At 61.1% G+C, this 25,239-nt stretch carries 21 protein-coding genes, 1 tRNA gene and 5 pseudogenes; 11 read left to right on the top strand and 16 right to left on the bottom strand.

Translation table 11 applies throughout. The features are described from left to right. Nucleotides 1-117 precede the first annotated feature (117 nt). Genes HAP48_RS06420 through HAP48_RS06405 form a run of 4 tightly spaced genes read right to left on the bottom strand, consistent with a single transcriptional unit; the run spans nucleotide 118 to nucleotide 3,615 of the window. On the bottom strand, nucleotides 118-699 hold the full coding sequence (locus HAP48_RS06420; protein WP_166214448.1) for an NUDIX hydrolase: 582 nt from the start codon (nucleotides 697-699) through the stop codon (nucleotides 118-120). A 19-nt stretch (nucleotides 700-718) separates the two neighbouring features. Next, the gene (locus tag HAP48_RS06415) at nucleotides 719-1,156 is read right to left on the bottom strand and encodes a GNAT family acetyltransferase (protein WP_166214449.1); all 438 of its coding nucleotides are present in this window, start codon (nucleotides 1,154-1,156) and stop codon (nucleotides 719-721) included. Between the two features lie 14 nt (nucleotides 1,157-1,170). After that, on the bottom strand, nucleotides 1,171-2,598 hold the full coding sequence (locus HAP48_RS06410) for an FAD-binding oxidoreductase (protein ID WP_166214450.1): 1,428 nt from the start codon (nucleotides 2,596-2,598) through the stop codon (nucleotides 1,171-1,173). A gap of 30 nt (nucleotides 2,599-2,628) precedes the next feature. After that, a complete protein-coding gene (locus tag HAP48_RS06405) occupies nucleotides 2,629-3,615 on the bottom strand; it encodes an L-threonylcarbamoyladenylate synthase (RefSeq protein WP_029084069.1) in 987 nt (328 codons plus the stop codon). Nucleotides 3,616-3,694: 79 nt separating this feature from the next. Here HAP48_RS06405 and HAP48_RS06400 point away from each other — a divergent pair. After that, a tRNA-Pro gene (locus HAP48_RS06400) sits at nucleotides 3,695-3,771 on the top strand. Between the two features lie 289 nt (nucleotides 3,772-4,060). Here HAP48_RS06400 and HAP48_RS06395 read toward each other — a convergent pair. From HAP48_RS06395 to HAP48_RS06375, 5 genes are all read right to left on the bottom strand, one after another. After that, entirely contained in the window at nucleotides 4,061-4,834 is a 774-nt protein-coding gene (locus HAP48_RS06395) for a tyrosine-type recombinase/integrase (protein ID WP_166214451.1), read from the bottom strand. 36 nt (nucleotides 4,835-4,870) lie between these two features. Further along, nucleotides 4,871-5,317, bottom strand: coding sequence for a hypothetical protein (locus tag HAP48_RS06390; protein ID WP_166214452.1), 447 nt, complete (start codon nucleotides 5,315-5,317; stop codon nucleotides 4,871-4,873). An 853-nt stretch (nucleotides 5,318-6,170) separates the two neighbouring features. Then, nucleotides 6,171-7,454, bottom strand: a complete 1,284-nt coding sequence (locus HAP48_RS06385; RefSeq protein ID WP_029084071.1) for a type II toxin-antitoxin system HipA family toxin — start codon at nucleotides 7,452-7,454, stop codon at nucleotides 6,171-6,173. Further along, nucleotides 7,451-7,738: a helix-turn-helix domain-containing protein gene (locus HAP48_RS06380; protein ID WP_029084072.1), complete on the bottom strand. Its 288-nt coding sequence runs from the start codon at nucleotides 7,736-7,738 to the stop codon at nucleotides 7,451-7,453. The genes HAP48_RS06385 and HAP48_RS06380 overlap by 4 nt, the downstream gene beginning before the upstream one ends. A gap of 542 nt (nucleotides 7,739-8,280) precedes the next feature. Further along, complete coding sequence (locus HAP48_RS06375; protein ID WP_156928901.1) at nucleotides 8,281-8,550, bottom strand: hypothetical protein; 270 nt, start codon at nucleotides 8,548-8,550, stop codon at nucleotides 8,281-8,283. A 518-nt stretch (nucleotides 8,551-9,068) separates the two neighbouring features. Here HAP48_RS06375 and HAP48_RS06370 point away from each other — a divergent pair. Then, a pseudogene (locus HAP48_RS06370) lies at nucleotides 9,069-10,411 on the top strand (IS1380 family transposase). A gap of 104 nt (nucleotides 10,412-10,515) precedes the next feature. On the opposite strand, the gene HAP48_RS06365 reads toward HAP48_RS06370, so the two are convergent. Continuing rightward, nucleotides 10,516-11,166, bottom strand: coding sequence for a hypothetical protein (locus HAP48_RS06365; RefSeq protein WP_166214454.1), 651 nt, complete (start codon nucleotides 11,164-11,166; stop codon nucleotides 10,516-10,518). A gap of 2 nt (nucleotides 11,167-11,168) precedes the next feature. Continuing rightward, nucleotides 11,169-11,573, bottom strand: a complete 405-nt coding sequence (locus HAP48_RS06360; RefSeq protein WP_156929116.1) for a hypothetical protein — start codon at nucleotides 11,571-11,573, stop codon at nucleotides 11,169-11,171. A 109-nt stretch (nucleotides 11,574-11,682) separates the two neighbouring features. Here HAP48_RS06360 and HAP48_RS06355 point away from each other — a divergent pair, with 109 nt between their 5' ends. The 5 genes and pseudogenes from HAP48_RS06355 (at nucleotide 11,683) to HAP48_RS06335 (ending at nucleotide 16,582) form a co-directional block, all read left to right on the top strand. Continuing rightward, complete coding sequence (locus tag HAP48_RS06355; RefSeq protein WP_029085158.1) at nucleotides 11,683-12,213, top strand: GNAT family N-acetyltransferase; 531 nt, start codon at nucleotides 11,683-11,685, stop codon at nucleotides 12,211-12,213. Between the two features lie 266 nt (nucleotides 12,214-12,479). Further along, nucleotides 12,480-12,767, top strand: a complete 288-nt coding sequence (locus HAP48_RS06350; RefSeq protein WP_029085157.1) for a serine integrase family protein — start codon at nucleotides 12,480-12,482, stop codon at nucleotides 12,765-12,767. Nucleotides 12,768-12,892: 125 nt separating this feature from the next. Further along, nucleotides 12,893-13,414, top strand: a complete 522-nt coding sequence (locus tag HAP48_RS06345; protein WP_225024700.1) for a recombinase zinc ribbon domain-containing protein — start codon at nucleotides 12,893-12,895, stop codon at nucleotides 13,412-13,414. Nucleotides 13,415-13,466: 52 nt separating this feature from the next. Beyond that, nucleotides 13,467-14,862, top strand: a pseudogene (locus tag HAP48_RS06340) (IS3 family transposase). 375 nt (nucleotides 14,863-15,237) lie between these two features. Next, nucleotides 15,238-16,582 (top strand): annotated as a pseudogene (locus HAP48_RS06335) (IS1380 family transposase). 597 nt (nucleotides 16,583-17,179) lie between these two features. Here HAP48_RS06335 and HAP48_RS06330 read toward each other — a convergent pair. Both HAP48_RS06330 and HAP48_RS06325 read right to left on the bottom strand, forming a co-directional pair. Then, nucleotides 17,180-17,629, bottom strand: a complete 450-nt coding sequence (locus HAP48_RS06330; protein ID WP_029085042.1) for a hypothetical protein — start codon at nucleotides 17,627-17,629, stop codon at nucleotides 17,180-17,182. A gap of 369 nt (nucleotides 17,630-17,998) precedes the next feature. Beyond that, entirely contained in the window at nucleotides 17,999-18,256 is a 258-nt protein-coding gene (locus HAP48_RS06325) for a hypothetical protein (protein ID WP_156929091.1), read from the bottom strand. A 966-nt stretch (nucleotides 18,257-19,222) separates the two neighbouring features. On the opposite strand from HAP48_RS06325, the gene HAP48_RS06320 reads away from it, so the two are divergent. Further along, the gene (locus HAP48_RS06320) at nucleotides 19,223-19,948 is read left to right on the top strand and encodes a LuxR family transcriptional regulator (RefSeq protein WP_029085043.1); all 726 of its coding nucleotides are present in this window, start codon (nucleotides 19,223-19,225) and stop codon (nucleotides 19,946-19,948) included. Between the two features lie 613 nt (nucleotides 19,949-20,561). Here the strand turns inward: HAP48_RS06320 and HAP48_RS06315 are convergent. From HAP48_RS06315 to HAP48_RS06305, 3 genes and pseudogenes are all read right to left on the bottom strand, one after another. After that, the gene (locus tag HAP48_RS06315) at nucleotides 20,562-21,284 is read right to left on the bottom strand and encodes an outer membrane protein (RefSeq protein ID WP_166214455.1); all 723 of its coding nucleotides are present in this window, start codon (nucleotides 21,282-21,284) and stop codon (nucleotides 20,562-20,564) included. Between the two features lie 608 nt (nucleotides 21,285-21,892). Beyond that, on the bottom strand, nucleotides 21,893-22,138 hold the full coding sequence (locus tag HAP48_RS06310; protein ID WP_029085045.1) for a hypothetical protein: 246 nt from the start codon (nucleotides 22,136-22,138) through the stop codon (nucleotides 21,893-21,895). A gap of 592 nt (nucleotides 22,139-22,730) precedes the next feature. Further along, nucleotides 22,731-23,682: pseudogene (locus HAP48_RS06305) on the bottom strand (IS256 family transposase); the annotation flags it as partial. Nucleotides 23,683-23,762: 80 nt separating this feature from the next. Here HAP48_RS06305 and tnpA point away from each other — a divergent pair. The 3 genes and pseudogenes from tnpA to HAP48_RS06290 form a co-directional block, all read left to right on the top strand. After that, nucleotides 23,763-24,158 carry an IS66-like element accessory protein TnpA gene (gene tnpA, locus HAP48_RS06300; RefSeq protein ID WP_166204038.1) on the top strand — a complete coding sequence of 132 codons (396 nt, stop codon included), beginning with the start codon at nucleotides 23,763-23,765 and terminating at the stop codon, nucleotides 24,156-24,158. After that, a complete protein-coding gene (gene tnpB, locus HAP48_RS06295; protein WP_063676425.1) occupies nucleotides 24,155-24,502 on the top strand; it encodes an IS66 family insertion sequence element accessory protein TnpB in 348 nt (115 codons plus the stop codon). Before tnpA ends, tnpB begins: the two co-directional genes overlap by 4 nt. 46 nt (nucleotides 24,503-24,548) lie before the next feature. Next, nucleotides 24,549-25,187: pseudogene (locus HAP48_RS06290) on the top strand (transposase domain-containing protein); the annotation flags it as partial. Between the last annotated feature and the right edge of the window lie 52 nt (nucleotides 25,188-25,239).

Below are 25,239 nucleotides of genomic sequence, written 5' to 3'. Positions count from 1 at the left end.
GCTCGCACCTCCAGCGACAAAGGCAAAGCCTTTGCGCGGGGATGACGGGATTAGTCTAAAGCGTTGGGGTGCGCGAGCGTGCACTGCCGTCCCGGCACGGGCCGGGACGGAGGGCGTTCACCTGAACAGATGCAGCGCCGCGTATTGCAACAGCATGATGGTCTTGGCATCGACGATGCGGCCATCGCCGATCATGGCGAGCGCGTCGTCGATCGCGAGTTCGAGCACCTCGATGTCCTCGCCCTCGTCGGCAAGTCCGCCGCCTTCGCCAATGCGCATCGCGGCGTCGTATTCGGCGACGAAGAAATGCAGCTTCTCGGTCACCGCGCCCGGCGTCATGAAGGCTTCGAACACCTTCCGCACGTGGTCGAGCCGGTAGCCGATCTCTTCCTCCGCCTCGGCGCGAATGCGCGCCTCCGGCGCGGCGTCGTCGAGCATGCCGGCGGCGGCCTCGATCAGGAGATCGTCATAGCCATTGGCGAAAGCGGGATAGCGGAACTGGCGCACCAGCACGACGCTGCGAGTCTTCAGATTGTAGGGCAGTAGCACCGCGCCGTTGCCGCGGTCATAGCTTTCGCGGACCTGGGTCTGCCACTCGCCATTGCCGCGGCGGTAGTCGAACGTGGTGCTGGTGAGCAGGTAACGGGCCTTGGAGAGGACGCGGACGTCCTTGACGCGAACGCGGTCGGCGATGCTCATGCGTAACCCTTCAACTCCCTCACGGCGTCGCTTCGCGGCCGTCGAGCCATTTCGCCAGCATGACCGAGGTCGACTCCTCGTAACCGAGCGTCTGGTAGAATGCGCTGGCCTTGGCGTTCTCCCGCCGCACCAGCAATTGCAGCTTCGACACGCCGGCCTGGCGCAGCCAGTCCTCGACCGCCTGCATCATGGTGCGGCCAAGCCCCTCGCCCTGGCGGCGAGGGTCGACCGCGACGTAATAGACCCAGCCGCGATGGCCGTCATGGCCGACCATCGCGGTTGCGACGATCGCGCCGGCGTCGCGGCCGACCAGCACGGCCGAATTCGGTCCGCGCCGCGCCAGCGCGATGTCGGCTGAGGGATCGTTCCACGGCCGCGTCAGGCCGCACGCCTGCCACAGCGCGACGACGTCGGTGACGTCGGCATCGGCAATTGGGGCAATAGAGAGGGAAGACATCGTCGCCTGCGCGGTCACAGGACCTTGCCCGGGTTCATGATGCCGAGCGGATCGAGCATCGCCTTGACCTGCCGCATCAGCTCGATCGCGACCTTGTCCTTGACGTCGGGCAGTTCGTCGCGCTTGAGCACGCCGATGCCGTGCTCGGCCGAGATCGAGCCGCCCATCCGCAGCACGATCTCGAACACGACGGCGTTGACGTCGTGCCAGCGCGCGAGGAAGTCGGCCGCATTGCCGCCGACCGGCTGGCTGACATTATAGTGGATGTTGCCGTCTCCGAGATGGCCGAACGGCACCGGCCGCGCGCCCGGGATCAGTTTCACAACCGCCGCATTGGCTTCCTCGATGAAGGCGGGCACGGCCGCGACCGGCACCGAGATGTCGTGCTTGATCGAGCCGCCCTCCGGCTTCTGCGCCGCCGACATCTCGTCGCGCAGCTTCCAGAACGCCTGGCGCTGGCTCAAATTGGCAGCGATGACCGCATCATTGACGATGCCATCCTCCATGCCCTGGGCGAGGATCGCCTCCAGCGTGTCGCGGGCGTCGTCGCGCGACGACGACAATTCCATCAGCACGTACCAGGGGTGCTTGCTCTCAAGCGGATCGCGGATATCGATGCCGTGGCGGATCGAGAAATCCACCGCGACGTCGGCGAGCAGTTCGAAGCTCGTCAGGCTGCCTGCCGCTTCGTTGCGCGAGATCGACAGCAATTTGAGCGCCGCCGCCGGCGACTTCAGGCCGACATAGGCGGTCTCGACCGCGCGCGGCCGCGGAAACAGTTTGAGCGTCGCCGCGGTGATGATGCCGAGCGTGCCCTCGGCGCCGATGAACAAATTGCGCAAATCGTAGCCGGTGTTGTCCTTCTTCAGCTTCGACAGCGCGTTCAGCACACGGCCGTCGGCCAGCACGACTTCGAGCCCGAGCGCCATTTCGCGGGCCACGCCATAAGCGAGCGCCGTGGTGCCGCCGGCATTGGTCGAGAGGTTGCCGCCAATGGTGCAGCTGCCCTCGGCGCCGAGCGACAGCGGAAACAGCCGATCGACGTCGCTGGCTTTCTGCTGCGCGATTTGCAGCACCACGCCCGCCTCGCAGGTCATGGTGTTGGATTCGACGTCGATGTCGCGGATCTTGTCCAGCCGCCGCAGCGACACCACGACCTCGCCATTATGCGGCGTCTGGCCGCCGACCAGGCCGGTGTTGCCGCCTTGCGGCACCAGCGCAATCTTGTGTTCGCTCGCAAGCTTGCAGATCGCCGCGACCTCTGCGGTCGAGCCGGGGCGCAGCACCAGCGGTGAGCGGCCCTGGAACAGGTCGCGCTCCTCGGTGACGTAAGGCTTGATGTCGGCGGCGTCGGTGACCGCATATTTGTCGCCGACGATGGCGCGGAATTTTGCAAGCAATTCGGGCGGAAGCGGCGGCACCGCTGATTGGACGATGTTCATTTTTTCTTGGTCTTTCACGTGTGTCGGGATTTACCGCCCAACCGCTGCACGGCGCAGCCGGTCATTGATGGCTTCGCCCAGCCCGTCCTCGGGAATGGGCATCACCGCGATTGCGTCCGCGTTTCTCTTGTCGAGGGTGCGGAGGTAACCGAACAGATTGGCGGCGGCCTCGGCGAGATCGCCGCGCTCGGACAGGTTCATCTCCACGGAGGCGCATTCGCGCCGCGCCACCTTGGCCGGCCCGAACGCCAGCAGGGCTTCGCCGACATGGACGTCGCTGGCATTGAGTCGAACCGGCGTCCGCGGCGCGTAGTGCGAGGCGAGCATGCCGGGGGCGATCGGCTGGGCGTCGGTCTCGGCGTCCGGCGGCGGCGACTGCAACGGGTGGCCGAGCACGCGTTCGATCTCGGCGCGCGTCAGCCCGCCCGGCCGCAGCAGCACCGGATCGGAGAAGCAGCCGACGATGGTGGATTCGACGCCGACCTCGACCGGCCCGCCATCGACGATCAGGTCGATACGGCCCGCAAGATCGCCGTTCACATGGTCGGCGGTGGTTGGCGAGACGTGGCCGGAGAGATTGGCCGACGGCGCTACCACGGCACCGCCGAACGCCTTGATGATGTCGCGCGCCACCTTGTGGGCCGGGATGCGAATCGCGACCGTATCGAGCCCGGCGGTTGCGAGTTCCGCGACCGGGCAGGAGAGCGCCTTCGGCAGCACCAGGGTCAGCGGACCGGGCCAGAACGCTTCCGCGAGCCGCAGGGCCTGGCCATCGAACAGGGCGATCCGGCGGGCGGCGCCGAGATCGGCGACGTGGGCAATCAGCGGATTGAAGGCGGGCCGGCCCTTGGCCTCATACAGCCGGGCGATCGCGGCGGCGTTGCCGGCATCGGCGCCAAGGCCATAAACCGTCTCGGTGGGAAAGGCCACCAGACCGCCCTCGGCCAAAACCCCGGCAGCGGTTGCCGTGGCGGCTGCGCCGGCCGGCAGAACGTGTGTTTTCAGGCCTGTTTCCACTGTGACTAGATTCCTCAATTCGGTGCCTTGTCGTCCCTTGCGGTCCCTGAAGCCCGACGCTATAAGCCGGCCTCTTAGTCGGAGTGTGGCTCAGCCCGGTAGAGCACTGCGTTCGGGACGCAGGGGTCGCAGGTTCGAATCCTGCCACTCCGACCATTCTTCCAAGCACTTATAGTTTCTGTGTTTTTCGCGCGCAACGAAATGCGCAATGATTTGCGGCGCGGCAGCCATGTCCGTCGAGTTTCGGACCCACTCGAGGTCGGCCAATCGTGAGACAGAGCCGCTAGGATCTTGCGCTGCTCGGAACCAGACGCGGGGCAATTGGGTAGCGCAAGGGAAACGGGCCCTGTCGCGACGTTGCGCGGGACATCGCCAAGCACCACATGTCCTCCCTTTGCACCTTGGACATCAAAGCACGAATAGCTCGCGGCGAGTAGTCCTCAGCTCAGCGCCTGCCCCCGAACGCTTCCGCCGCCTCTACCTGAAAATCCGGGTGGTGGTGGCCGTAGTTGGCCTCTAATTGCTCAACCGTCATTCCGAGCCAGCCGGCAGCCTCCCACATGTCAACGCCCGCCTGCATCAGCCACGTCGCCGCTGTGTGACGCAATGAGTGCCGAACGACATCATCGCCCAGCCCCGCATCCTCCAGAATACCTTCCCAAGCCGACCTGATCTTTCCGGCAAGCGGCTGGCCGTCGTGCATGCGGCTCACGACGAACCGGATTTGCTCACCGTCTCTCATGACCCCTGAGGCGCGGAGTTCTGCAGACCGAGCTTGGTCGATCCTGTGCCAACGAACCAAGTGGGGACGCAGGCGGTTCGCGATCTTTGCTGGCGGTCGCCGCTTCTTGGTTGATCGCTCCAGTGCTCCCTTACCCTGGTAGACCATCGCGTCCAGGTTCATCCACGGATGGGTCGTTGATGGCAGCCACTGGGTGCGCCGGATGGTCTCTTCTCGACGAGCGCTGTAGAGGCCAATCAAGCAGAAGCGCACCGCGGGATAGCGACGACGAATGATCCACCGTTCTCGGCGCACGAGCGCGCCATCGTCTCTGCGCTTCCACCTCTCCTGCTCGGTATCCCAAACGTAGCCGATTGCCGCTCCGAGCAGGCGTGCGGCTTCGTTACGGGTCAACCAGCGGCGTCGTCCTTCAGCTTTAGGGGGAAGAGTGATCTTTGGAACGACGCTGAGCGTGTGTTCGGCGTGGTAGGCGTTCACCGCAGCGCGTAGATCTTCGAGCCGGCGCCGCGCGGTTTAATCGGAGACGGTCGCGTTGCGTGGCGAGATGCCGGCTCTCCTATTGTTGTCGTTCGCAGTGCCGGTAGACCAATCGACAAAGTCGCGACAAAGCTGCGCTTTGAGCTCACTGACGGTTCTATCGCCAAAAAAGTTATTGAGATCGAGCAGGCGAATGAGAAGCAGGTCATGTTGCGCCCACGGGCGTTCGTCCCCCTCGTCCTTGGGCCGCTTTGAAATTTCGTAGGCTGTGAGAACGTCGGCTATTGCGAGGACGTTCGGATCAGTGGCCCCGATAGTGCTGGTATGCCGCTCGCTAATGTGGGTCTCGAGCGCCTTCGCAGCTCCGTTAACGTCGTCGCGGCTGCAGCCTGTGCGGATTTGCCGGCCACGATCGAGGATGATCCAGGTGGCGTCGTCCTCTCTAAACCAGAGTCGTGGCGGCTTGGCTTTGCGGCCCGGCATGACGGCTTCACTAATTTGCGGATTGCGCGAGGTGTCGTGAGATCTTTGCCTGCCACTTTGGCGACTTCAAGAGCCCCTGAGGCCGCAGCCCTGCGCAACGATGATAATGTCAGCGGACCGTGCGGAAAAAACACGGCGCCGGCCTCGATAAGGGTCATTACTTCATCGTCGCCCCATTGGGTCGGATCGGGGCGAGCTTTTGCGCGGGCGAGCTTATCGATCTTGCGCTTCGGCATGTCTTGAACGCGGTGCTCGTTAGTTCGCACTGCCTTTGGATCAGGCGCTAGGGCTTACGTGTATACGAAATCTGCTCTTCGAGGGGCCCGCCGCAGCGTGGGTGGTGCAATCGGCGGCCTACGACTACGAAACGGACGATTTGCTTGGAGTCCCTGAAGCGCCAAGTTGCGCCGGTGCTCCAGGAAACCGGATCAAGCCCAGATGGCAGTCCTAGGACCTGCTGCCCCTCGGTTAGCGGCCCTGTCGGAGTATCTCCAAATTGGGCTCCTTCCGCGATGCGTGCGCGGCGATTGCGATGGGCCCCTCCAACGTGATCGCGCGGGACTGGATCGGCAAGTCGCTGGTCAGCTGGAGTGTTCTACGAAGACGAAGAGTAAGGCCTCACGGCCTACACTCCAAAGAACAAAAGGCAGTTAGGGCGCTGTCAGCTATCGATTCGAAGCTATCCGACGAACCAAGTGCGCATTCGAGTCAATACTCCCCTTGGTAACCCAGCGCGACAATTTGGAAAGTCCGAGTTCGCAGACAGCCGCCCAGCGTGGTTTCTTGAGTTGGCGGCGAATGAACGTCGACTCCGTCGGTGCTTGCGGACCGCGAACCGCGAGCTTGTGCAAGCTTAGGAGCCTTTCAGAAGGCGTTGGCAGTCTTTGGCTCGCTCGATCAACTTGGCGGAAAGGCGCTCGATAATGGCGTTATCTAGCCCTTCCGCTTGCGCGGCAGCGCACACGTCGCTCACGTTGTCGGGGAGCAGTTCGGCCAGCGAGTTCAATCCGGCAATCACTTTTTCCGCATCGAAACGGGTCTCGCGGGCGAATTTCTGCCATTCGCGCGCACCTATCTGGGCTAGCCTGTATTCCCCGCCGACCTTCATAGCAAGCTTCATCTTCTGCAAGTCGACATCGTCGTAGGGAAGGATGCTGGCAACATCGTAGAGTGGCGCAAGTCGCACCGTGGGGCCGCTGGCTAGGAGTAGTGAGTAGTTCTTAGCGTGTGCATCGGTGCCTCCGATGAGCCAATTTAAGCCGAGGGCATCGATGAATGTATCGAGATCATCAACACTGTCGGTGGAGTAGGTGCGTAAAAGTTCGATAATATCCGCAGCGGACGGGCCGCCCTCGCTTTGATACTTCTTGGTTGGCATGATGCCGCGTGCCTGGCACGCGTCCTCTTGATGGACGCGAATGACGTCATTGCCACTGAACTGCCGATCGTAGCGTTCGACGACAATGGCGATCTCTTTCTCAAACCGCACGACTTTGGTTCCGGCGACGGGCAAGCCGAGATTGCGCGCGAGATTGAGGCAGATGTGCTCGTTCTCGGCATGGCCGTCGAAATGGCCGGTCGGCGGCTTAAGGATATGGGTTGTCGGAATGCGTCCAGACGGTATCCCCCATCGCCCCTTTTGCAGAAGCAGCGCGGTTTTCGGCTGGGCGCCGGCAAGACTGAATTGCCCCGTGTCACGCGGCAACCGCCACGCGGCATGATCTTCTCTCAATGCTTGCAGACGTTTTGCGACGGCGGTTTCGTCAAGCCACTCAACCTTGTCATTCGTACCGCTTCGCAATTCCTCCAAACGATCGCGCGTGACGAATTGAATGGCGCCGGCGCAATCTTCGCCGACATGGGAAATCAGGGCAAAGACGTTGCGAGCCGAGACCTGAAACTTCTTCGCCCAACGATCGAGAACGCGCTCATTGTCCGGGAGCAGTCCCCATAGAAAGGCCTGAACAGCGGCGGGACCGTGTTCCTCGGCCGCGAGTGGCATGGAGAGCGAAATGGGGTACGCGCCCCTCGTTTGACGCCAATCGCTGTCATAGACGAAGGTGAGGCGGCCACGAGCGTCGTTGTGCACGCGGCCGACTTCCCTGCCGTCCAGGAGCGCGACGAGTTCGCTGGTCATGGTCTGCTTCTTTTGGCTTTTGACACGATTGCATTGATATCGACGGCTGACTTTTCTGAACCGCGGCCATGTGGTTGTTCGCTGCCTGCGTCTAGATGGATGCCGAGAGCGTCAAGAGCGCGGAGTACGAGGCCGAGTTCGGCGCGCGCGTGGCCGCGCTCGACCTCGATGACCCACTGACGGCTGACGCCAATGCGCTTGGCGAGGCTGGACTGATCAAGCTTGTGCCGTTTGCGGGTATCCCGAATGATGGCCCCGAGATCGGCCGATGTGCGTATGAGCATGGCAATTCAAAATGTTGTCGTTCGCTTACATTACCATATGTCCGCGTTCGACGACAATTGAAAAATGTCAGCGAGCGCTGACTTCCACAAATGTCATCGCTCGTTAACATGCGTAAGGTCTCCTAATTGCGCTGCATGAACCCGCGACGGCTAAGAGCACCACGGACGTAATCGGGACGTTTTTGGTCTCCTGCCTTACCCAGCTGGCGTTTCTGCCTTACCAGCTCCGCGGGTTGGTTTCGTTTCCTGCTCGATTTGCTCTAACAGAAACGCCGTGGCGAACTCATCGCAGGAGAACTCTTCCCTGTGTTTTTCGGTCGCGTCCGATCCATATGGAGCAGCGCCCGTTCCTTCACGCTGATGCCGGATATGGCGAACTTCGTGCAGCAGCGCCCAAGCAACCGCTATAGTCGCGAGCTCGCCAGCCGCGCGACTCTGGGGTTCCGTGCCGGCATCCGCGTAGCTGCCCGGCTCGGCAACGCCCGCAGGCAGGGCCTCCAATTCAGGCTGATCGCTAGAAATGGTTTTCTCAAAGGCTGCGATCAGGCTGGTAAAGCGATCTGCTGGAGTGTCTCAAGCGGTGTGCTTTCGGCAATCAGGCGGTAGCCCTCCCAAGCAGTGTATCCGGCGATCCAAAATGCGCGCAGGACGCGATGGTTGAAGCGGACATAACGATAAGCGCCCGCATCCATGATGATATTTTCGCCTTCATGGGTGTCTGGCGTCAGCTGGAATTTCGGGTCAAGGTCCACCCACATCTGCGATAGATCGGATTCTCGCTCGGGAGCACTTCCCAAAAAAATATTTCTCACCGCCGTCTGAACGGATGGTGCTGTCCTGCTTGGTCGGTGTTCTCGGTAGGACTACTGAGTCGGCAATCCAATGTTCTGCCCTTAGCAATTCTTATGGTCCGCCAACTGTTCTCCCTCCAGAGGAGAAGTGTTACCGGGGTTCTCCGTGGGTCAATGGAGTTCCGCGCTTTTTCTGCGCGGGGGCTTAAATACGGACAGCACCGAACGGATTGATCGTCGCGTATGTTGCCGGTTGGCATGGGATGGACTGCCCTTCGTTAGGCTTCGTTCAATGTTTTTTCGAGCTGCGCAACGAGGGCACTCCTCGCAGCGGAGCTCAGTTTTTCGAGATTAATCTGTTTCCACTTGATTGCGGGCAAATCGGCAGCGCCGGGAACGCCGAGCAGGTCCCAGTTAGCCCGTCTTATTCGTCAGAGGGCGATGAGAGGCTGGCGAGCGTGGTGTAAAGCGCTGATGCGGCGTAGGATTCGGTTGCAAAGCCAACCCCATCACCTTTAGCCGCGAACACCACGCCCGCCATGACCGATGATACGATTCTGCCCTTCTCGTTTCCAGCCGTTCACGCCAAGAAAGTCACAGCTGCCTTCGAAGGCGGTCGGCTGACCTCGAACGGGGGCGTGATGCTTCTGGCGATGGCCGAGCGGCGTCTCGGCTTGGCCGACAATTTGGCCCGGGTGTTCCCGGATCGGCGCGATCCGACGCGGGTCGTGCACAGCCTTGTCGATATGTTCCGCGCGCGCATGTTCGCGATCTGCTGCGGCTACGAGGACGCCGACGACCTCGATCATCTGCGGTCCGATCCCGCATTCAAGCTGGCCTGCGGACGGCTGCCGGACACGGGTCGCGATCTGTGTTCCCAACCGAGCTGTCGCGGCTGGAGAATGCTCCGCGCCTGCGCGACGTGATCCGACTGACCTACACTTTGGTCGACGCATGGATGGATAGCTACCCGCGCGAGCCGGCATCCGTCACGCTTGACATCGATGATACCTGCGATGTCGTCCACGGCCATCAGCAGCTCTCGCTGTTCAACGCTCATTATGACGAACGCTGCTTCCTGCCGATCCACGTCTACGACACGGAGAAGAGCCGGCCCGTGGCGGTCGTGCTGCGGCCCGGCAAGACGCCGGGCGGCGTCGAGGTGCGTGCCCATCTGCGCCGCCTGATACGGCATATCTGGACGCGGTGGCACAACACGCGAATTACGTTCCGTGGCGACGGGCGCTATGCTCGGCCGGAGGCAATGGCGTGGTGCGAGACCAACGGCATCGACTACATCTTCGGTCTGTCCGGCACCAAGCCGCTCGCCAGAAAAGTCGACGAGGCCGCCGACGACATCCGCACGCGACGCGCCATCGAGAACCTGCCGGTTCTGCGTGGCTATACCGAGACGCGCCACAAGGCAAAGTCCTGGGATCGCGAACGGCGTACCGTCGCCCGTATTGAGGCGACGATGCTCGGCCTCGACATCCGTTTGGTCGTCACCAGCCTCGATGTCGGCTCGGCCGAGTGGATCTACGACAGCCTGTATTGCGCGCGCGGCCAAGCCGAGAATCTGATCAAGCTGCATAAGACACAGCTCGCCTCCGACCGCACCAGCTGCCGTTCGGCGCTCGCCAATCAAGTCCGCCTCGTTCTCCACACCGCCGCTTATTGGCTGATGCTGACCGTGCGCGACGCGATTCCCAAAGCCCGGGAATTGGCCACAGCCGAGTTCGCGACGCTGCGTCTTCGTCTCTTGAAACTCGCCGCCCGTGTCGTCGAGACCACGAGCCGCATTCGCCTTGCGTTTGCCGCGGCATGTCCCGAAGCCGACCTGATCCGCGGCTTGCCAGGCGCGCTGCTGCCGCTCGGTCCTTGACCGGCGGGGCGTCCGCCCCCCGTTCGCCCAACCTACACCTCAAGCGCGTTGCAAAGTACGGGTCGTCAGGCGGTGAAAAGCCGAAGGCAATCCCGCGCGCCTCGTCAGAGCAGATGTGCGGCCACATCAAGCGGACTAAAAAAAGCACTCTCACGAATAGGACGGGCTAGATCGATGTCGTTTTCGCTCCAGACGGCCCGGTTGAAGTAATGCCGCGCGACCCGGGCGCCGATCTCGGCCTGCTTGCTCGAGTGGTCGAAGGACATGCGGGATAGGCTGCCCTCGAACATGTAGCCGATGTCGTGAAGGATCGAGACGTACTGCCAGATGAAGCCAAAGAAAGCAGCATCGGTCCGAAAGCCCTCCACGGGATGATTCCTGACGGCCGGGATCCCGCGCTTTGCGAACTCGACGGCGAGGGCGTCGCGCAACCTCTCGCTGTGAACGAAGAAGTACCAGCCCAGCAGATAATTATAGAGCGTGTGGGAGGAATGATCGCGCTGCTTCTCGTACTCGATCATGCCCGAGATTTCTCGGGGCTGCACCGCGTCGCGAAACTGAATGGAGTCGGCGAGCTCGATCATGTTCAGGATGCTCTGAACCACGCGGCCGGATGTCGTCAGCCGAACTTCATCCATCGTAGCGGTCAGGAACCGCTCGAGATGGCCATTGAAGTCGGCGCCGCAAGCTTTATGGGCCTTCTTGAAAGCAGGTTTCGAGGCCAGGCCCGACAGGGCCTTTGGCACGACCTTCATTGTCATCTGGCGGCCCTTTCGGTGAGCGCGGGTAAGCCGAGAAGAATTCGTGCAGGGCGAGGGACCACGATCAGCGGCGCGCCGGCCATACGCCAGCCGTCACCGTGCCAATGCGGAAGGATGGTCGAATTCTCTGCGTTACGACCGCGCCGCCCCAGCGAATCGATGACGTGGATGCCCGCCTGATCGACCCGAACGACCAGGACGCAATGGATGCCCACCCAATCCCTCTCGACATGCCGCATGTGGAAGGTCAGCGGTACCGGCCTGCGACGCGCGACTTCCCGGGCCAGGATCGGGGCAAGGCGTTCGGGTGAGAATGATGTAAAGCGGCGCCAGCGCAGACGCCGCCCCGGTTGATCGTCGACGTTTCCTGGTGAATCAGGTTGAATGTTACCTTTGGACACGGCATACCGCTCCTTCAGTGGAGAAGTGGAGCGTCAAGCACCCCCACGATATGCCGCCTTCCCAATTTCCGCCGTCACCCACATTCAGCGATAGCTCGATCGAGTGCAGATGAAAAGCGAGATTCGTATACGGCGTATCAGTGCCGCAGAGCTGAACGATCACCGTGTGAGTAGGCTAGCCGAAATCCTAATTGAGTGCGTGCAAGGGGGGGCGTCAGTTAGTTTCTTGTCGCCGTTGCCGCGCGAACGCGCGGTGGATTATTGGCGTCGCGTGTCCAAGGAGCTGTCCCGCAACGATCGAATCTTGCTCGTAGCTGAGGATAGGACGGGCCGGACAGTCGGTTCAATTCAAATGGTGCACATGCCATCTGAAAATCAACCGCACATGGCGCAGGTCACTAAGGTATTGGTCGAGAAGGACGCACGCGGTCGCGGTGTCGGGCGCCGTCTGCTTTCAGCGGTAACGGAGCTGGCACGACGTGAGCGGAAAACCTTGTTGGTGCTGAGTACGGCTACAGGATCGGTGGCGGAGCAGCTCTATCACAGCGAAGGCTGGCAACGCATAGGTGTAGTGCCAGGATGCGTCCTAATGGCGGACGGGAAGCACGCGGCAGCAACATTTTTCTACAAGCAATTGTAACGTCGAAGATCAACAGTAGTAAAACTTTCGGATCGCAACTCAAATATGAGAACCGCATGAAATCGAAGCTAAGAGGTTGATTGAAAGGTGACTCTCGGCTCTCCCCGCTGGATCAAACGAGAAGACGAACTGCTGCGCGAGCTGGTTGATGCAGGCGCGCCTGTGGAATCCATTTGCGAAGCGCTCAATAGGTCCGAGCCAGAGCTTCGCAGGCGCGGCTACTACATTGGCCTACCGAGGGTGGTTTAGGCGAACAGCTTCTGGGGTTGAAGGGGAGCCTCAACGAGTATGAGCTGGACCTTTTACGACAACGGTCGCTCTCGGCACGCTACGAGAAGGCCCGCCGCAGCGAACTGGTTGTGGCCACGCCCGTCGGCTTTGTGAAGGTCGGTGATCGCTACGAGAAGGATCCGGACCGGCGTGTGCAGGACGCTATTACGCTCGTCTTCGACAAGATTGAGGAGCTCGGGACCGCGCGGCAGACGCTGCTGTGGTTCCATGAGCACGGCCTCGACCTACCGGTGAAGCAGCCGAACGGCGATACAGCCTGGTAGAACAGCCGTAACGACGGGTTGTGGCGCCCATGGTACAGGCGCGAAGAGCCGCCGGAAGGCGCGCCCTCAAGCCGGGCGCCCACGACGGCTATGTGAACTGGGAGAGGTTCGAAGCGATCCGCACAATGGTCTCCAGTAACTTGCCAACCAGCCGGCATCATGGCGCGCCCAAGCATGGCGAGGCGCTGCTCGCTGGGCTCATCCGCTGTCGGCGCTGTTGCCGCAAGCTGACGCTGTGCTACAGCGGTATGAAGCATCACATCCCCCGTTACAGCTGCTCGCGCGGCTGGATGGACAACGGCGAACCGCGCTGCATCGCGTTCGGAGGCTTGCGCGTCGATGATGCAATCGAAGAGGCACTGCTCGGCGTCGTCGGCCCCGGCGCCGTCGCGGCGGCTACGGTCGCCGCAGCCGAGGCCACACATCAGAAGGAACAAGTTCGCGAAGCGCTCGGCCGTGATCTTGAAGCGGCCCGTTACGCTGCCGATCGCGCCTTCCGGCAATATGACGCTGCTGATCCGGCAAACCGCCTGGTTGCCGCTGAGCTTGAGGGGCGCCGGAATCGCTCGCTTGCCCGCGTCGCGGAGGTGGAGATTGCCGCGCATGACGCGGCGGTGTTCGCCGTCAGGGCCTGTGAGACAAATTGAGGGATTTTGCGGAGGGAGGATTTCTGGTTCATCGTAGCCACCAGGAGCGAAGATGAAGCAGAAGTCCGGACCGGGCAAAGCGCCGGCAGAACAAGTGCTAAAGGACATTCGGCGTCAGACCCGTCGGCACCACGCGGCGGAAGAGAAGATCCGCATTTGTGCTGGAGGGCCTGCGGGGCGAGGAGAATATCTCCGAGCTGTGCCGGCGCGAGGGCATGGCCGCCTCGATGTATTACGGCTGGTCCAAGGAGTTTCCTCGAGGCCGGCAAGCGTCGCCTGACGGGCGATACGGCGCGTGCGGCAACCTCCGGTGAGGTAAAGGATCTGCGTCGTGAGACGGCCGCGTTGAAGGAAGTTGTGGCCGACCTCACCCTGGAAAACCGGCTGCTCAAAAAAAAAAGCATGAACGGGCCCCTTTCGGTGAATGCCTTGCATTCACCAAGTCGGGTAAGTGATGGGGAGAACGAGGCATGAGGTATCCCGCCTCAGAGAAGGCCGAGATCATCCAGCTGGTCGAGCAATCGCATCTGCCGGCCAAGCGCACGCTGGACAAACTCGGCATCCCGCGCGCCACGTTCTATCGCTGGTATGATCGCTACCGGGAAGGTGGCGTTGAGGCCCTGACCGATCATCGATCAAGGCCGGCTCGGGTGTGGAATCGCATCCCGGATGACGTCCGTGACCAGATCATCGATTTTGCACTGGAACTGCCGGAACTGTCGCCGCATGAGCTGGCGGTGCGCTTCACCGATGAGAGAAAGTACTTTGTCTCCGAGGCTTCGGTCCATCGGCTGCTGAAGGCGCATGACCTCATCACCAGCCCGGCCTATGTGGTGATCAAGGCGGCGGACGAGTTCAAGGACAAGACCACCGCCATCAACCAGCTCTGGCAGACCGACTTTACCTACCTCAAGCGGCTGGGGTTGGTACTACCTGTCGACCGTGCTCGATGACTTCTCGCGCTACATCGTGGCCTGGAGGCTTGGTCCCACGATGTGCGCCTCCGACGTCACGGCCACGCTCGACCAGGCACTCGCGGCCTCCGGCCTTGACCATATCACCGTCGCGCACCGGCCGAGGCTTCTCAGCGACAATGGTTCGAGTTACGTCGCGGACGATCTGGCCAAGTGGCTCGACCAGAAGGGCATGCAGCACGTGCGCGGTGCTCCGCATCACCCCCAGACCCAGGGAAAGATTGAGCGCTGGCATCAGACTCTGAAGAATCGCATTCTGCTCGACAATTACTACCTGCCTGGCGATCTCGAACGGCAGGTACGCGCCTTCGTCGACAACTCCAATCATGTCCGCTATCATGAGAGCATCGATAACCTCACACCTGCCGATGTCTACTTCGGCAGGGCCGAAGCGATCCTTGCAGAACGCAAACGCATCAAGCTTGTCACTATCGCAAACCGCCGCTATTGCAGCATCAGCTGCAGGCCGCTTAAACTCTAACCCCTGATGAGCCAGAGCCTCCCTTCTCGAAACGCCCGATAAATCTCAAATTATCTGACGACGGACACCCCCGAGCCCGAGACCGAACCAAAGCACGCGTCTTTCGATCATTTTCTCTTACCCCACGCAGCTGCCGCGATGCGCCGCTGTATGTTCCGATGTGCGGCGACAGCGTTGCGATTGCACGTTCGCGGCAACTCGATTGCTTGTTTAGCAGTGGGATAGTGCTGATATACCGGCAACTAGCCCGTCTTATTCGTCAGAGGGCGCCTGAGAGGCTGGCGAGCGTGGTGTAAAGCGCTGATGCGGCGTAGGATTCGGTTGCAAAGCCAACCCCATCACCTTTAGCCGCGAACACCACGCCCGCCATGACCGATGATACGATTCTGCCCTTCTCGTTTCCAGCCGTTCACGCCAAGAAAGTCACAGCTGCCTTCGAAGGCGGTCGGCTGACCTCGAACGGGGGCGTGATGCTTCTGGCGATGGCCGAGCGGCGTCTCGGCTTGGCCGACAATTTGGCCCGGGTGTTCCCGGATCGGCGCGATCCGACGCGGGTCGTGCACAGCCTTGTCGATATGTTCCGCGCGCGCATGTTCGCGATCTGCTGCGGCTACGAGGACGCCGACGACCTCGATCATCTGCGGTCCGATCCCGCATTCAAGCTGGCCTGCGGACGGCTGCCGGACACGGGTCGCGATCTGTGTTCCCAACCGAGCTGTCGCGGCTGGAGAATGCTCCGCGCCTGCGCGACGTGATCCGACTGACCTACACTTTGGTCGACGCATGGATGGATAGCTACCCGCGCGAGCCGGCATCCGTCACGCTTGACATCGATGATACCAGCGATGTCGTCCACGGCCATCAGCAGCTCTCGCTGTTCAACGCTCATTATGACGAACGCTGCTTCCTGCCGATCCACGTCTACGACACGGAGAAGAGCCGGCCCGTGGCGGTCGTGCTGCGGCCCGGCAAGACGCCGGGCGGCGTCGAGGTGCGTGCCCATCTGCGCCGCCTGATACGGCATATCCGGACGCGGTGGCACAACACGCGAATTACGTTCCGTGGCGACGGGCGCACTATGCTCGGCCGGAGGCAATGGCGTGGTGCGAGACCAACGGCATCGACTACATCTTCGGTCTGTCCGGCACCAAGCCGCTCGCCAGAAAAGTCGACGAGGCCGCCGACGACATCCGCACGCGACGCGCCATCGAGAACCTGCCGGTTCTGCGTGGCTATACCGAGACGCGCCACAAGGCAAAGTCCTGGGATCGCGAACGGCGTACCGTCGCCCGTATTGAGGCGACGATGCTCGGCCTCGACATCCGTTTCGTCGTCACCAGCCTCGATGTCGGCTCGGCCGAGTGGATCTACGACAGCCTGTATTGCGCGCGCGGCCAAGCCGAGAATCTGATCAAGCTGCATAAGACACAGCTCGCCTCCGACCGCACCAGCTGCCGTTCGGCGCTCGCCAATCAAGTCCGCCTCGTTCTCCACACCGCCGCTTATTGGCTGATGCTGACCGTGCGCGACGCGATTCCCAAAGCCCGGGAATTGGCCACAGCCGAGTTCGCGACGCTGCGTCTTCGGCTCTTGAAACTCGCTGCCCGTGTCGTCGAAACCACGAGCCGCATTCGCCTTGCGTTTGCCGCGGCATGTCCCGAAGCCGACCTGATCCGCGGCTTGCCAGGCGCGCTGCTGCCGCTCGGTCCTTGACCGGCGGGGCGTCCGCCCCCCCGTTCGCCCAACCTACACCTCAAGCGCGTTGCAAAGTACGGGTCGTCAGGCGGTGAAAAGCCGAAGGCAATCCCGCGCGCCTTGTCAGAGCAGATGTGCGGCCACATCAAGCGGACTAAAAAAAGCACTCTCACGAATAGGACGGGCTAAACAGCCTAATCGGGCAAACTTTCGAGAAGCTGACGAGGTCTGCGGTCCCGGAAGGCGTGGGGCCCAATTTTCTGCGTCCCCATTGCGCTGCCGCGCCTCCGCGCTTGGACCCGAGTTCGACCTGGTCGATTCCAAGCGGCACGATCATGTTACCCCCAGCGGCAACACGCAGCGTTTTCGGTTCAGCCGCTATCTGCGAAGGTGATGCGATGTATCGCCTTCGTCCGATTCGGACCCGAGCCGTCGCGAAGCAGCCGTTATCTGCGGAGAGCGTAGTCGCAACAGTGTTGATGTCGATAATGCAAATCTGGATAGTGCGAATGCTTGTGGCGAAGCGGCTCGTGGAGATGCCGGTGCGAATGCGGCTCCGCTGCCGCGGCTTCAGCATGCAAATGCTGGTGGTGTTTTGCGGCGAGTCAAGCGAAGTCATCCGATCCGGTGATGTCGATCCGGAAAGCCGGCCCCAAGCGTCAGTTCAGCGCCACTCCGGGCTTCCGCGCGGAAGAGTTCATTCCCAATATCTGCAAGGGATGCTCTTCCTGAGCGGTGATGGAATTCGATGACAAGCGTCGGAACCGCTAAGACTTCATCGCGCGGATAGGTGCCGCACGATGTTTTCATCGCGCCTTGTTTTTGAACGTGCAACCCTAGTCTGAATGTGTCGATGAACGAGTTGCCGGCCGGCAAGCCAATCTGGGCTTGGGAGTGCCGAATAGGAGCTCCTCCTAGAGAGAAGGGCTGAACGTTTATCTTTTTAACCACAATGTCCACGCGGTAGCCGGCGGCGGGAATCTGGAAGTGCAACTTGGCGAGGCGAGTTGCCTCTCGCCGCTTATGCTCACCATGCTCGGCATCTCTCCTCCAGATGCCCAGCATGCGTTTCGTTCGACGTCTGGCGAGTCATGAACAAGAAGCTGCTTGTGCGACGAAGACCCCAATAGAGAATTGTACAACCCGACGCTACGTCCGATACAAGTTTCTGGGAGCGCGCATGAAAACAATTCGGACTGGAGGTCAAAGCAATCGACGAGCCTCAATTCCGCCACGCTGCTTGTCTCATTGCCACAAGCATCATCACGGATGTACTGATGATGTTGGGGCGGACCCGGCGCACTTCCAACCCCGGCAAAGTGCGTCGGGGCGCCTTGGTTCGACGGCGTCTCGCGCTCGCCGAATTCGGGCAGAATGATCTGTCGAGTCCCCCTATGTTGCGGCGCGAATTGCGAGCTGTCGCCGTGACCCCGATCACTTTGAACTATCGATAGGATCGATTTCGCCAAACTCGAGCAGATCGATGGCTCTGCATAGGTACAATGAGGACCTTCGAGCCAATCGCGCATGAGTTTCGCGCCCTTCAAGACAAGCGGGTGGTGTTCCTCGCGGATGCTGGATGCGATGGAGCCGTTCAAGCGTATAATGCGTGAGCAGCAGCGCGAGCAGCTCGCTCCAGCGCAGAGAGCTGCAATTGGGCTGACTGATCTCGATTGATTCGTGCTGCGCCATTGTCGCGTTTCCTCCCGATGTCGCGATCGCTTCAATGTGCCTAAGGCGCGCGAACGCGTCGTCCGTCTTTCAAGCCATTGATCAGACGGATGGTTTCGCGTGGCCGGCAATTGGTACGACGCTTGCTGTTCAGATGCCACGTCCTCTCCTTTCTGGAGATGTGTATGCAAAGTGTCGTCTGCATCACGCGAGCCTCGCGCCTCCGCGCATGTAAAGTTGCGCCGCCGTCGCGGCCAAAATTTGCAGGCACAACCCATTCGCGCTGGACCTGCCCGACCTTCCCCGTCCGACACGGGGCACTGATGCTAGGCGGCTACCTTCTGCCTCGGGTAGTACCCCGTAAAGCTCATCGATCACCTCTTCGAGGCAGTCGAAAGGAGAGGACCACTCACGGGCTAACGGCGCCAATTCGCTGGATTGGGAGGAAGAATAAGGTTGCTGTCGTTGTTACTGGCACGCAGAAGATCGATGACCACACCGCGCAGTTCGATCCTGGCGCCGCCAAAACGATCGATGTGCTCTATCTCACCTGGATCGCGCGGCGAAGCTTCATTCGGCGGGACATCGGTTTCATACGGCCCAGTCTGAGCAGAGCCGACGTTTTAGCCGCGGGCCGGCCCCCCCAACCCAGGGCGAGCTGGGCAATCGTCAATGTGCCCATGCATCATCGGATGAGCCGGACAGACCATATTGAGGGGGCATCGGCGCGGCGGTTGCCGCGTGCGGTTCAACCTTTGATCAAGGATAGCGGCGGCACCTCGCAATGTTTGAAGGATGCGTCACGCGACCACAGCGGACGGGAGGGGGACAAGTTCGGCAATGGCAGATCTGGCGCAGCATCCGAGCGCTCCGGCCTTGACGAAGAGCAACCCAAGAGTTCAGGTCATGGAAAGAAACTTGGCTCCGCCTGAAACAAGCGCAATCGAACACACCAACACCGATGGTGATGGGCGTCCTGAGGCGCCTATGGATCTTTTTAGCTTCACTGAATGCGCAAACCGGACACATTCTCTCAGAGCCCTGTTCGACCTTCTTGTAAGCTGTGCGAGCCAGGAGGGCTTTACTGAAGTTTCCTATGGATCTCTCAACTTCGTCGAGCCACTTCGGCTGGCGGACTACCCACCCCCGACCGTAGCCGTGAAATGGCCAATAGACTGGTGCGACCGCTATTTTAAACGCAAGTACCATACCATCGATCCGGTGGTCCGGCGCACTCCGCTGCTTTCGCGGCCTTATCTGTGGGATCAGCTCGGCCAACAATATCAACTTCAGCCGGACGAAAGACGGGTGCTTGACGAGGCTAGAGAGGCAGGTCTGAAGCATGGTATGAGCGTGCCATTGTTTGGTCCGCTGGGCCGGGTATCTGTCGCCTCGTTTGCGTCTCCATCAGAGGATATTGATCCTCAGCATTGCATCAGTCACCTCAACGCTCTGGCTTGGCAATTTCACACTGCCTATGGCGAAATCGCGCGCCGCGCGGATGCTGACTGCGACAGGAAAGTTGCGCTGTCACAGCGGGAAACCAGCTGCATACGGTGGGTGGCCGAGGGTAAATCGTCGTGGGAAATCGGGATCATCTTGCAAATCAGCGAGAATACTGTGAACTTTCATATTAAGAATGTGATGCGAAAGCTGGGCGCGACGAGTCGAATCCAGGCCGCCATCATGGCCGTTCGACTCAATGTCCTTTGATACCAGCTGGGAGCAAACGCCGGCTGTTTCACAACTTTCAATGTGGCGCTTGCCACCGAAACTGCCGCGCAACGATCGATCGGGAAAAAGCGCATTGAAATCTGACGCCGCGTCAACTTCGGATCCGCTACGTGCCAATGTCGGATGAAAAGGCCCTTGAAAAGGTAATGCGTGCGGAACTGATGAGATCCCCAGACCCGCGGGGCGAGTACAGAAGCGGCTCGTCCAACGCTCCGCCTTTGAGACATCGCCGCATCGTATTGGTCGTGATGCCGACGCCCCCAACAACAACGTGTCGCTCGAAGCATCACTTCAATACGATCGCCTAGGGCAAGGTGGCCGCGCCAGTGGCCTACGTCGTCTGGAGCTGCTTGCGCTCAGCCGGCGAAAACCGGTGATCATCCCGGCATCTGGCTCATAAATTTGGTGGCGCCGCGTACACCATTTGATGGTAGCTGCCATTTGAGTGACGTCGCGCAGTCCGTCGAGAGACCGAACTCGGGATTCAGGAAAAATTCGGCCGCGGCCGGGCCGCTGCAGAGAGCGCCTCCTGAAGAAAGAGCCCCGACCCAGGTCGAGGCTCTCGATTGACCGCGCTAGTGCGTAGAGATCATTATTTGCCAAGCACCGGGCTGAGCTTGTAATTGAACCGCGCTGTGATCAGATCGACGTCCTGGTGGACGCGATCCACGCCGGCACCTGGGAAGGCTACATTGGTGCCCTGCATGAACAAATGGTCATACTCGACGCCGGCGGACCAGCTCGGCGTAAGACTGACTTCGACACCGGCGCCCAGCGCGCCACCCCAACGCACATTGCTGCTTTTGGCAATCTCCGTACCAGTCGCCACTGAGTCGATGTGGTAGGTGTTGCTGGTCACGGCGGCACCGCCCTTGGCGTAAAGCAGCACGGCATTGAATGCGTAGCCAATCTGGCCAGCAAGCAACCCGAACGCATCCGTCTTGGTGCGGAGGGTGTCGGCCGGGAAGGCGGTGCTGACATTGGAGCCGCTGAAGTCGGCCCAATTGCCCTGGCCCTCGATGCCGTAAACCATATTGAAGATCTGCCAACGATAGCCAATCTGGCCGCCGATCGAACCACCTGTCGAATTATGGCAGCCCTCGGGAGTGACGCCATTGAAATTCCAGCAATTATGGCCAGCCCCCCAGCCGCCATTGATACCGATATAGTAGCCGGTCCAGTCAGTGATCGGGGCCGCGATTGGCATCGGCGGCGCCTTTATATTGACGGGCTGCACGGCGAAGTCTGCGCCAAGCGCCGGTGCCGCTGCACTGAGCGCGACAATGCTTGCAGTCAGAATCAGAAAACTCTTCATTTCGAGTGTCGTTCCTTTCGGTGCCCCCCGGCGCTGTGCGTCTTAACAACATCGACGCCGATTGCTGTAACTGCAGGACAACAATCCTTCGGGAGAAATGCGCGGAACCGCACGTAGCGTCAGATTGTGGAGCGTGCAAGGACGTCACGCGCACCCGTCAGCGAAATGCGCCGAATCTGGCTTGGGCTCACACGCAAAATATGCCAATGGAAATTCGGATCAGTCAACGTTGGAAGACGTGAGGCGTTATGGTGCAGCGTGCTCCTTGAGACTGCGGTTTCGCGTCGCGGTGCGCCGTGATATGGGGTGTAAGCTCCCCGTCAAGAACCAGCGCGAGAGCCGAGCTGCGTAAGTCCTGCCGGTGCGTGATGAGCTGCTTGGCGAGTGCTCTCAGGCGGGCCGCGCTTTATCAAGCCGTCGAGGAACACCCGATCGCAAGGCACGTGCGATCACAACGCGCGCGGCGTTGCGGCGCCTTCAGCGCGGCGAAAGATATGAGTGGAGGAAGGTCAGATCGGTCACCATCGGCGTCGACGTTCATTCTTGGCTGAATGACGGGGCAAACCTGGCGAACCGGATCTCTCTTGCCAGTGGATGTGCGAGGAAGCCTATTGCGTGGTCGCATGCGCAAGCTCGGCGCGCAAATTGCGTATCGCCTCGTTTGCAAGATGGAGTGCATTGCGTTCGCCGTTCCTTACCGAGCTCGCCAGTAAATCGCGCAATCGGCGATGAAGGACGGACTTCAGATTGTGCGCTAGGATCGGATCACTCTCGACAAAGCGCCACGCTTTATCAAACGCCACACTCACGAGAGCCTCTGGCGCCTGGACCTGCTGGGATAAGTCGTGATCCATCTCAAACTCCACTGCAACGCCCTTCAAAGACAAATCAGTTTGTCCCAAACGAAACCGAGAGCATGTGGCCAGCGCTCAAATCGGTTGCGATCTTGCTCGCGCATCGAGCTACGCTCGGCGCCATAATGAACATTATATAGATGCTTGTTGAAGTTCGGATGACCGAGCGTCGTAATGTCGATCAATTGGAATTAATCTCGGAGCGAGTGAAGCGAACAACGCAGTACAAGCGTCTCTAGCGGTACCGCTTGAGGTCCGCTAACGGTGCAAGGCGTTGTTTCAGGCGATCAAACTTCGCTCGTGCCAGTCGCAGCTACAACACGACCATGGCGGTCGGGGTCGTCCACCATTTGCAGATCTCAAGCGAACAGCGTGGTCGTTTTCTGAGATGTCGGCTTCCGATCAAGCCCGGCATATTCCGGACAAGTGTTGTTGGTGTTGTGACATGTGTCGGGGCATTCTCTTGCTCGCATTATGGATCTAAGCCCCGTACAAGCCGAACACGTTAGAAGAGGATGAAAAACGCCAGCGCCGATCGGGCCGGAATTGATCCAGAGTGCGCCGGATCGTGTCCACGGGCGTGGTGTGGCGCGTTGAGGCGCTCGATCGGGTTGGTCGAGTGCAGCTTGGTTCGATGCTGGGGCGGGTACGTCATGTAGGCGAGCACATCGGTCTCGGCCTCGTCGAGGAAGCCAGCAAGCTCGGGCAGCTTGGGGCGGAGCTGGTCGGCGACCTTCCGCCCACTGCGCTTGGGCGGTCTCGGCATCGTCCTGGGCAAAGGCGGTGGCGATGAAGGCGGAGACGACGCGCCGTCCGCTCTTGCCGGCATGCGACCAACGCGTTGCGCATGAAGTGCACGCGGCAGCGCTGCCAAGTGGCGTTGAGCACCTTGCTGATGGCGGCCTTGATGCCCTCGTGCGCGTCGGACACAACCAGCTTGACGCCGCGCAGGCCGCAGCGGGCGAGCTTGCGCAAGAACTCCGTCCAGAATGTCTCGGCTTCGGAAGGGCCAATGTCCATGCCGAGAACCTCGCGGTGGCCGTCACTGTTGACGCCGACCGCGACAATCACCGCGACCGACACATGCGGCCATTCTGGCGCACCTTCACGTAGGTGGCGTCGATCCACAGATACGGCCAGTCGCCCTCGATCGGGCGGACGAGGAACGCCTTCACTTTGTCGTCGATCTCGCCGCACAGCCGGCTCACCTGGCTCTTGGAGATGCCGCTCATTCCCATCGCCTGCACCAGATCGTCCACCGAGCGGGTCCAGACGCCCTGCACATAAGCTTCCTGCACCACGGCGGTGAGCGCCTTCTCGGCCATGCGGCGCGGCTCCAGGAAGCCCGGCAAGTAGGAGCCCTTGCGCAGTTTGGGGATGCGAAGTTCGACCGTGCCGGCGCGGGTCTCCCAGCTCCGGTCGCGGTAGCCGTTGCGCTGGGCCAGACGCTCGGGACTCTTCTCGCCGTAGGCCGCTCCGGTCTGGCCTTCGACTTCCAGCTCCATCAGCCGCTGGGCGGCAAAGCCGATCATCTCGCGCAACAGATCGGCATCAGGGGTCTTCTCCGTATCCGTCCGAGGGCGGCCGTCTTGCGAGTTTTTCCGATCTGTAGCTGACTGTCCTTATGGACGTACATAAGGACAGTGCGGTGCTGAGCCGCATGGATTTGGTGGAGACCGGTCGGCGGCGACGCTGGACGCGTGCGGAGAAGCTCAGAATCGTAGAGGAGAGCTTCTCGGGGCCACGACTGGTGTCGGCGACGGCTCGCCGGTATGGGATATCACGTCAGCTTCTGCTGAGCTGGCGCAAGGCTTGGACCTGTCATGATCCGGCCGAAGAGGATTCGATCGGCCCGACATTCGTCCCTGCGATAGTTGCGGCAAGTACGCCGCCAACGACGGAAGCTGTCGAGACAGGTCAGATCGAAATCGTGAGCCCTCAGGGGCTGCGCGTGGTCTTCGGCCCCGGTGCGGATATCGAGGCGGTCGTTCGAATTGCTCGGGGCCTGGCGCGCCGATGATCCCGATCCCGACGGGCGTGCGGGTGTGGCTGGCGACGGGCCATACCGACATGCGGTGCGGCTTTCCGAGCCTGGCTCTGCGCGTGCAGGAAGTGCTCAAGCGCGACGCCATGGGCGGCGGTCTTTTCTGCTTCCGGGGCAAACGCGGTGATCTATTGAAGGTCATTTGGCACGATGGCCAGGGCGCCTGCTTGTTCACCAAAAGACTCGAGAGAGGCAGGTTCATCTGGCCATCGGTTGCTGGTGAATCGGTAACGATCTCTCCGGCGCAGTTGAGCTATCTGTTGTCCGGGATCGATTGGCGCAACCCTCAAGAAACCCAGCGTCCGACGCGGGTCGGATAGTCGTTTTACGGTTTGAATCTGCGGCTCGATCTGATTCAATGGCTCCATGATATCGAAGCCGGATGATCTTCCATCGGACCTTGTCAGTGCCCTGGCGGCGCTGCAGGCCGAGCGTGAGGCGCGACAGAAAGCCGAGGCGAAGGCCGCCAACTGGCAGGCGCAAGCCGCGAATGCGCAGGCGAAACTGTCGGATACCGAGGCGCTGATCGCTCATCTCGAGTTGCGCATCGAGAAGCTCAAACGCGAACTGTACGGGCAGCGCTCCGAGCGCACGGCGCGGCTGCTCGAGCAGTTGGAACTGGAGCTCGAAGACCTCGTCGCCACGGCGAGCGAGGATGAGCTTGCGGCGCAGGCCGCAGCGGCGAAGACGCAGAACGTCCGCCCCTTCACGCGCAAGCGGCCGGTGCGCAAGCCTTGGCCGGACGACATCGAACACGAGCGCGTCGTCATTGACGCTCCGACGAGCTGCGCCTGCTGCGGCGGATCGCGGCTGGCGAAGGTCGGCGAGGATGTGACCAAGACGCTGGAGGAGATCCCGCGTCGCTTCAAGGTCATCGAAACAGTGCGCGAGAAGTTCACCTGCCGCGATTGCGAGAAGATCAGCCAGCCGCCTGCGCCGTTCCATGCCACGCCGCGCGGCTTCATCGGCCCACAATTGCTGGAGAGCTGGCTCCGCAAATTCGGACAGTAGCTTGAGTGGATTTTCTGCCTGACAGCGGCGAGGATTCTTGCCGCGA

Source organism: Bradyrhizobium septentrionale, from assembly GCF_011516645.4.
GTDB lineage: Bacteria > Pseudomonadota > Alphaproteobacteria > Rhizobiales > Xanthobacteraceae > Bradyrhizobium > Bradyrhizobium septentrionale.
This window is presented reverse-complemented; position numbering and strand designations above follow the sequence as displayed.

Bases quoted from the DNA above. Each gene is read 5' to 3' on its own strand.
- HAP48_RS06420 (WP_166214448.1), bottom strand. From the start codon at position 699: ATGAGCATCGCCGACCGCGTTCGCGTCAAGGACGTCCGCGTCCTCTCC.
- HAP48_RS06415 (WP_166214449.1), bottom strand. From the start codon at position 1,156: ATGTCTTCCCTCTCTATTGCCCCAATTGCCGATGCCGACGTCACCGAC.
- HAP48_RS06410 (WP_166214450.1), bottom strand. From the start codon at position 2,598: ATGAACATCGTCCAATCAGCGGTGCCGCCGCTTCCGCCCGAATTGCTT.
- HAP48_RS06390 (WP_166214452.1), bottom strand. From the start codon at position 5,317: ATGCCGGGCCGCAAAGCCAAGCCGCCACGACTCTGGTTTAGAGAGGAC.
- HAP48_RS06385 (WP_029084071.1), bottom strand. From the start codon at position 7,454: ATGACCAGCGAACTCGTCGCGCTCCTGGACGGCAGGGAAGTCGGCCGC.
- HAP48_RS06380 (WP_029084072.1), bottom strand. From the start codon at position 7,738: ATGCTCATACGCACATCGGCCGATCTCGGGGCCATCATTCGGGATACC.
- HAP48_RS06365 (WP_166214454.1), bottom strand. From the start codon at position 11,166: ATGAAGGTCGTGCCAAAGGCCCTGTCGGGCCTGGCCTCGAAACCTGCT.
- HAP48_RS06355 (WP_029085158.1), top strand. From the start codon at position 11,683: ATGAAAAGCGAGATTCGTATACGGCGTATCAGTGCCGCAGAGCTGAAC.
- HAP48_RS06345 (WP_225024700.1), top strand. From the start codon at position 12,893: ATGGTCTCCAGTAACTTGCCAACCAGCCGGCATCATGGCGCGCCCAAG.
- HAP48_RS06330 (WP_029085042.1), bottom strand. From the start codon at position 17,629: ATGCTGGGCATCTGGAGGAGAGATGCCGAGCATGGTGAGCATAAGCGG.
- HAP48_RS06325 (WP_156929091.1), bottom strand. From the start codon at position 18,256: ATGGCGCAGCACGAATCAATCGAGATCAGTCAGCCCAATTGCAGCTCT.
- HAP48_RS06320 (WP_029085043.1), top strand. From the start codon at position 19,223: ATGGATCTTTTTAGCTTCACTGAATGCGCAAACCGGACACATTCTCTC.
- HAP48_RS06315 (WP_166214455.1), bottom strand. From the start codon at position 21,284: ATGAAGAGTTTTCTGATTCTGACTGCAAGCATTGTCGCGCTCAGTGCA.
- HAP48_RS06310 (WP_029085045.1), bottom strand. From the start codon at position 22,138: ATGGATCACGACTTATCCCAGCAGGTCCAGGCGCCAGAGGCTCTCGTG.
- tnpA (WP_166204038.1), top strand. From the start codon at position 23,763: ATGGACGTACATAAGGACAGTGCGGTGCTGAGCCGCATGGATTTGGTG.
- tnpB (WP_063676425.1), top strand. From the start codon at position 24,155: ATGATCCCGATCCCGACGGGCGTGCGGGTGTGGCTGGCGACGGGCCAT.